Source organism: Frankia sp. CoWAU3 (assembly GCF_977971855.1).
In genome coordinates this window covers 1-6090 of the sequence record NZ_CDWWXB010000209.1, presented here as the reverse complement: position 1 = coordinate 6090, position 6090 = coordinate 1, and the positions used below count along the sequence as shown (strand labels likewise).

At 71.5% G+C, this 6090-nt stretch carries 7 protein-coding genes and 1 pseudogene; 5 read left to right on the top strand and 3 right to left on the bottom strand.

Annotated features, from left to right (window positions below):
- Window positions 1-328: 328 nt before the first annotated feature.
- The 5 genes and pseudogenes from AC08ON_RS15445 (at window position 329) to AC08ON_RS15425 (ending at window position 3068) form a co-directional block, all read left to right on the top strand.
- On the top strand, window positions 329-904 hold the full coding sequence (locus AC08ON_RS15445; RefSeq protein WP_476608215.1) for an IS607 family transposase: 576 nt from the start codon (window positions 329-331) through the stop codon (window positions 902-904).
- Window positions 901-2230: pseudogene (gene tnpB / locus AC08ON_RS15440) on the top strand (IS607 family element RNA-guided endonuclease TnpB). Before AC08ON_RS15445 ends, tnpB begins: the two are co-directional and overlap by 4 nt.
- Window positions 2231-2293: 63 nt before the next feature.
- Entirely contained in the window at window positions 2294-2548 is a 255-nt protein-coding gene (locus AC08ON_RS15435; RefSeq protein ID WP_476608209.1) for a hypothetical protein, read from the top strand.
- 100 nt (window positions 2549-2648) lie between these two features.
- Window positions 2649-2867 carry a nuclear transport factor 2 family protein gene (locus tag AC08ON_RS15430; RefSeq protein ID WP_476608210.1) on the top strand — a complete coding sequence of 73 codons (219 nt, stop codon included), beginning with the start codon at window positions 2649-2651 and terminating at the stop codon, window positions 2865-2867.
- A gap of 3 nt (window positions 2868-2870) precedes the next feature.
- Window positions 2871-3068 carry an ester cyclase gene (locus AC08ON_RS15425; RefSeq protein ID WP_476608211.1) on the top strand — a complete coding sequence of 66 codons (198 nt, stop codon included), beginning with the start codon at window positions 2871-2873 and terminating at the stop codon, window positions 3066-3068.
- Between the two features lie 140 nt (window positions 3069-3208).
- On the opposite strand, the gene AC08ON_RS15420 is transcribed toward AC08ON_RS15425, so the two are convergent.
- Genes AC08ON_RS15420 through AC08ON_RS15410 form a run of 3 tightly spaced genes read right to left on the bottom strand, consistent with a single transcriptional unit; the run spans window position 3209 to window position 5659 of the window.
- Window positions 3209-3433, bottom strand: a complete 225-nt coding sequence (locus AC08ON_RS15420; RefSeq protein ID WP_476608212.1) for a WYL domain-containing protein — start codon at window positions 3431-3433, stop codon at window positions 3209-3211.
- A 46-nt stretch (window positions 3434-3479) separates the two neighbouring features.
- On the bottom strand, window positions 3480-4802 hold the full coding sequence (locus tag AC08ON_RS15415) for a helicase-associated domain-containing protein (RefSeq protein ID WP_476608213.1): 1323 nt from the start codon (window positions 4800-4802) through the stop codon (window positions 3480-3482).
- Window positions 4799-5659, bottom strand: coding sequence for a hypothetical protein (locus AC08ON_RS15410; RefSeq protein WP_476608214.1), 861 nt, complete (start codon window positions 5657-5659; stop codon window positions 4799-4801). The genes AC08ON_RS15415 and AC08ON_RS15410 overlap by 4 nt, the downstream gene beginning before the upstream one ends.
- Window positions 5660-6090: the final 431 nt, after the last annotated feature.

The window sequence follows — 6090 nt, the reverse complement described above, 5'->3', positions numbered from 1 at the left end:
TCTAGGAAACTCCCGCTAGGCCGATCCTGAGAGGCATACCGTGACCAAGTTTCTGCTCAGCGTGCATGTCTTGGCCGCGATCCTCGCGATCGGACCGGTCACCGTGGCCGCCAGCATGTTCGCCCCGGCTGCGCGCCTGGCGCTGACCTCCCCGGGCGACGAGCGTGCTGCTGGGATCGTCCGCGTGCTGCACCGGATCTGTGGCGTCTACTCCGCGCTCGGCCTCGTCGTACCGATCTTCGGGTTCTTCACCGCGCAGAGCCTAGGGGATGAAAGCTGCTGCCGAATCAGCGTCCGATGGCCTCTGATGGCGTCGTATGATGTTCGTGTGAACCTTAAGGAGTGGGCCGCCGCGAACGGCGTCGGGTACACCACGGCGCGGCGCTGGTACCGCGACGGCCTGCTTCCGGTCCCTGCCCGCAAGGTCGGTGGGCTGGTACTCGTCGACGAACCCACCGTGCCGGCCGGGCGCCCCGTCGCAGTGGTGTACGCCCGGGTGTCGTCCGCTGACCAGAAGCCGGACCTTGACCGGCAGGTCGCCCGCGTCACGGCCTGGTGTGGCGAGAACGGTGTCGCAGTCGGCCGTGTCGTCATCGAGGTCGGCTCTGCGCTGAACGGCCACCGGCGGAAGTTCCTCGCCCTGCTGCGCGACCCGGCCGTGCCCATGATTGTCGTCGAGCACCGGGACCGGTTTGCCCGGTTCGGCGCCGAGTACGTCGAGGCGGCGCTGTCCGCGCAGGGCCGGCATCTGCTCGTGGTCGACCCGGGCGAGGTCGACGACGACCTGGTGGGCGACGTCACCGAGATCCTGACGTCGCTGTGCGCCCGGCTGTACGGTCGCCGGGCCGCCGCGAACCGGGCCGCCCGCGCCGTCGCCGCCGTCGCCACCGAGGCTGACGAGTGACGACGCTCCAGGCATACTGCTTCGCCCTCGACCCGAACCAGGCCCAGCTCGCCGGTATCCGCCGCCACGCCGGGGCATCGAGGTTCGCCTACAACTGGGGCCTGGCCTGGGTGAAGGCCGCGCACGCCCAGCGGGACGCCGAGCAGTCCTACGGGCTGACCGGTGATCTGCTCACCCCCGGTGCCGTGGACGCTCCCCGCGCTGCGCCTCGCGTGGAACGCGGTCAAGCGGGACATCGCCCCATGGTGGGCGGAGTGCTCGAAGGAGGCGTTCCGCGCCGGGCTCGACCAGCTTGCCCGCGGGTTGAAGAACGTCACCGACTCCCGGCAAGGGAAGCGGAAGGGCCGGCGGGTCGGCTTTCCCAGGTTCAAGAAGCGCGGGAAGGCCCGTGACTCGTTCCGCTACACCACCGGCGCCTACGGCCCGGCTGACGAGACCTACGTGAAGCTGCCCCGGATCGGCCGGGTGAAGGTCCATGAGCCGATGGGCGCGCTCACCACCCGCCTGGCGGACGGACGTGCCCGACTGCTCGGCGCGACCGTGTCCCGCACCGCACGCCGCTGGTTCGTGTCGTTCACCGTCGAGGTCGACCGCGACGTTCCCGAGCGGCCGTCGCGACGGCAACGCGCGGGCGGCACCGTCGGCGTCGACCTCGGCGTGAAGCACCTCGCCGTCCTGTCGACCGGGGAGACCGTTCCCAACCCGAAGCACTACCAGCGGGCCGAACGGCGACTGCGCCGGGCGTCGCGGGCCTACGCCCGGTCGAAGCCGGGCAGCGCTGGGCGGCGGCAGCGCGCCGCCCAGCTCGCGACGATCCATGTCCGGGTCGCGAACCAGCGCCACAACGGGCTGCACAAGCTCACGACACGGCTCGCCCGGTCCCACGACGTGATCGTGGTCGAAGATCTGCACGTAGCCGGGATGGTCCGCAACCGCCGGCTCGCGAAGGCCGTCGCGACTGCCGGATTCGGGGAGATCCGCCGCCAGCTTGCCTACAAGACCCGCTGGTACGGATCGACGCTCGTCGTCGCCGACCGCTGGTATCCCAGCTCGAAGACCTGCTCCGGCTGCGGCTGGCGAAACCCAAGCCTGACGCTGTCCGAGCGCACGTTCACCTGCCAGTCCTGCGGACTGGTACTCGACCGCGACCACAACGCCGCGATCAACCTCAAGCACCTCGTCGCCGCCAGTACATCGGAGACGGAAAACGCCCGCGGAGCCGACCAGAAGACCCGCGCAAGCGGGCAGGTGGCTGGGAAGCGGGAACCCGGCACGGCCACGGCCGGTCAGACCGGGGGTGCCTCGCCGAGAGGCGAGGCGGCATGAGCGGACGCTATCAAGCGCTTTCATGCAACGGTTCTTGGGCAGAGCTGGTTGATCGTCGCGATCGTGCTGACGACCGTAGCCGCCGTCGTGCTCCTCATCGTGGTGCTGCCCGGACAGCGTGACGTCCTCGACGGGATCGTCGCCGGATCCCCGGCCGTCCCCGACCGTGCGCAGGATGGTGGCGCGGTGGCCATGGACGCGGCCGCGGCGCGCGCCCGCACGAGCGGTCTCGCGATGGCGGCCGGTGTGTTCAGCCTGCTCTGGGTCATCGTCACCGTTCTGATGATCATCCGCCCCGGCTCGACCACGAGCGTCTGACGTCCTCCCGGACATCCGGTTTCCCGTCGGGAACCGGCCCGGTGGTGGGATGATCGCCCTCTGGGCGGTGTGTGCGGCAGGCAAGCCTGGAGGATGTCACGTGGGAGAGGCGCTGGACACGGTGAAGCGCGCGCTGGACGCCTTCGACCTCGGTGACGAGGCCTCGGTGCTGTCGCTGCTTGACGAGGATCTGGTCGTCGAGGCACCGGGCGGGGTGCGGATCAAGGGGCGCGCGGCGGGCGCCGAGTACAGCGCCGCCTTCCTGGCGGCCTTCGGTGAGATCGACGTCGATACCCACGTGCTGGCCGAGCAGGGCTAGATCGTGGTCGAGGAGTACACGCTGACCGCGACGCACGTCGGCGTCTACCGCGACCCGGACGGTACGGAGCTCGCGCCCACCGGGCGTCGGATCAACCTGCGTGTCGTCGAGGTCTACCGGGTCGAGCGCGGCCTGATCACCGAGAACCGGCTGTACTTCGACCAGACGCGGCTCGCTCGCCAGCTCGGTCGACCCGCCTGAGCCGCCCCGGGCCTGGCGGCCCCGCCCCGGGCTGGCCGGGCGTGAGAGCCGACGGGTCCAGATTCGAGAGCTGATCGGCATGGACCTACTGCCTGCGGAACCCGGCTGACCGGTCATGCCCGGGGAGAAGGGGGTGCCGGTCAGCCGACGGGACTGACGGACTCGATGTTGGCGATGGCGAACTCGCGCTCGGCGTTGCGCAGGTGGCACCAGGAGTCCAGCCACCGGCCGAAGAGCTGGTTCGGCTGGATGCGGCGGACCGTCCGGGTGCCCTGCTTGTCCCGGTAGGCGATGACCACATCGCTGCGGCGTTCCACCGCGTCCGCCAGCACGGCGAGCCCGGCGTCGTTTAGCCGTCCGTTCATCTCGCCGAGCCGCTGGGCCAGGTCGGTCAGCAGGGTGACACCGTCGTCATTGCCGGTGCGCAGGCGCTGGGCGAGTTCGTCGGCCGTCAGCCGCCGTCGGGTCGCCGGCGGACCGGCGGGGGACCCTCCGTGCGGTCGGGACGCCCGGGACTCCCGGGACGACTGTGCCGGGGCCCCGCGGCGCCTTCCGCCCCGGTCCGCTCGTCACGATGACGGTGCCCGTCGCGTCCTCGGCGACGGGGTAGAAGCCCGTCCGGCGCAGCTCGGCGAGGACCGTCTCCAGTTCCACCGGGCTGGCCAGCACGGTGGGGGCGAGCCGGGCGAGGTGCAGCTTCGCCAGTGTCCGGGTGTGGAGGATCTCGGCGGTCGTGGGCTCGTCGGCGAGGACGGCGCTGCGCATCCCACGGACCCGCACGTGTCCGTGCCGGCGGGCGACGTCGGCGATGAGGTATTCGAGCGGCTGCGGGAGACCGTGGTCGGCGATGGCGCGTAGCTGTTCGAGCAGCTCGGTGGCGGACCATCCGGCATCCATCGCGGCGCGGACGCTGGCGGAGGTGAACCGCCAGGTCCCGGCCGCGCCCCGGGACTCCGGCACCGCCGCGGCCCGCAGGAGCTGGGATATCGCCGCGCTGGGCTGGCCGGACACGACCGCGGTGAGATCGGACTGCAGGATCAGGCTGGACGGCGTCGCGGGCAGCAGCTCGGCGCAGCGGTCTGCCAGATCCCGCACCGTCCTCGCGACCTGCGCGGCGAGCTCGTCCGCGGTCGAGACGATCATAAGCCCGACGGTGGCAGCCGCCGCGTCGGTGGTGCTCGGCGCGGCCTCGATCAGGGCCTGGCCGGGCTCGGACAGGACGTCGAGGGCGAACACCCCGAGCAGCTCGGCCTCGCGGATCGACGCCGCCACCTTGATCTTGCAGGTGGCGGCGTCGTAGCCGTGCAGGGGGAAGAACCAGTCGAGGTTCTCAGCCGTGAGCCGCACCGACCGCCCGCCGGCCGCCGCGCGGATCAGCACCCGGCGGATCTGGCCAGCCCCCGACCCGATGGGCAGGGGCGGCGGGACGTCCTTCTCGTCGGCACCCTCGCGGCTCGTCGGCGCGTGCTCCAGAGCGTGCCACGGCGCCGCCAGCGTCGCCCACTGATGGCTTGGCGACTCCTCCCGCCACTCCTGGAACCGCGGGCTCGGTGCGTAGCCGCCTTCGGTGAAGGCCAGCAGGCCGGCGGCCGCGACCAGGTCGATCCACAGCGGCAGCTCGGCCAACGGTGTCGACAGCCGCTTCGCCAGCCGGGCCCGTTCCCGCCCACCGACGCCTCCTCGCTTGAGCGCCACGACGGGGGCGGCGGCGGCCTCGTCGAGCAGGGCGGTCACGGCGCGGATAGCGCCCTGGGCGGCCGCCTGGGAGCGGCGGCCTCGTTCACCTCCGGCCGGGGAATGCCCGGCGGCCCGGTGAGCCCCAGGTCCTGCCTGGCCAGCCAGGCGGCGACCGCGACCTCACGGGGGAGCTCCGGCCGGTTGCCGACGCCCAGCACCAGCCCCGCGGTGATCAGCTGCCTGATGGACCGCGTGGCTGCCCTGCGGTCATGGATCTCCTCGAAGGGCGTGTAGGGGAACATGTAGGGGAAGTAGCCGCCGGCCGTGGCCAGGCGCAGGTCATCGAGTTGCTGCCGCGCCGGGGCGGGCAGGGAAGCGATGATCGTCGCGATGCGGCGGGCATCGGACATGAGTTCGGTGAGCCGCGCGACCAGCTCGGTCTTGCGCAGGTTTTCGGCCGGAGCCCCGAGCGCCGTGACCGCCTTACGCAGATCCTCGACCAGGACGTTGCGGGCGATCTTTGCGACCGGGCGGGCGGAGCTGATCTCCTCGACCCAGTGGTTGTGCAGCGGCTCCGGGAGTCGGACCACCGTGTCGGTCCAGGCGAGGCCGCGGGCGCACAGATCGTCCACCCCGGCGCGCACCGCGTCCGGTAACGCGCCCAACAGCTCGGCCATCCGGGGCACCGTCGCGGACTCCCCCAGCAGCGCCGCCGCCTGGCCGACCCGGAGCGTGTCGCGGTTCAGTTCCCACAGCGCCGCCGCCAGCGAATCCGGGCTTTCCAGCCGCTGCGCGAGCTGCCCGAAACCGCGGGGTACCGGCTCGATCAGCACGTCCGGACGCGAGCGGAGCAGAGCGGCCAGCGCCGGCAAGTCCAGATCCGCAAGATGGTCAACGAACGATCGTGGTGTCATCCCTTCCATTCTTATATGCGCCGAACGGGCACGGTCGCCCGGTCTGCCGGTAGCAGACATCCGAGACCACGGTCGCCCGTTCCCGATCCGTCCGGATTGCGAGCGCACCGGTGGCGCCGGCGAACGGCATCGGCGCCCTCCGGACGGTCGCCGGTACCCCGGGCCTCGCCGTCGTTGCCGGTGCGGCCTCACTGATAGCCGATGTGGAGGACGGTGGGGCTGGTAGGCGCATCGCTGTCGATGACGACCGTCGGCCCGTCCGGACCACCCCCGGGACCACCGGCCCAGCCGAAAGTGAACATGTAGCTGTGCCCCGGCGCGATCCCAGGGCTCCGTCAAAGTCTGTTTTGGCTGGTCAGGGCGATGATCTGGAGGACGAGCCCAGGGTCTCTGATGGTGGCTCGGCGGGCCTGTCTGATGTTCTTGTAGTC

Bases quoted from the DNA above. Each gene is read 5' to 3' on its own strand.
- AC08ON_RS15420 (WP_476608212.1), bottom strand. From the start codon at position 3,433: ATGAACGGACGGCTAAACGACGCCGGGCTCGCCGTGCTGGCGGACGCG.
- AC08ON_RS15410 (WP_476608214.1), bottom strand. From the start codon at position 5,659: ATGACACCACGATCGTTCGTTGACCATCTTGCGGATCTGGACTTGCCG.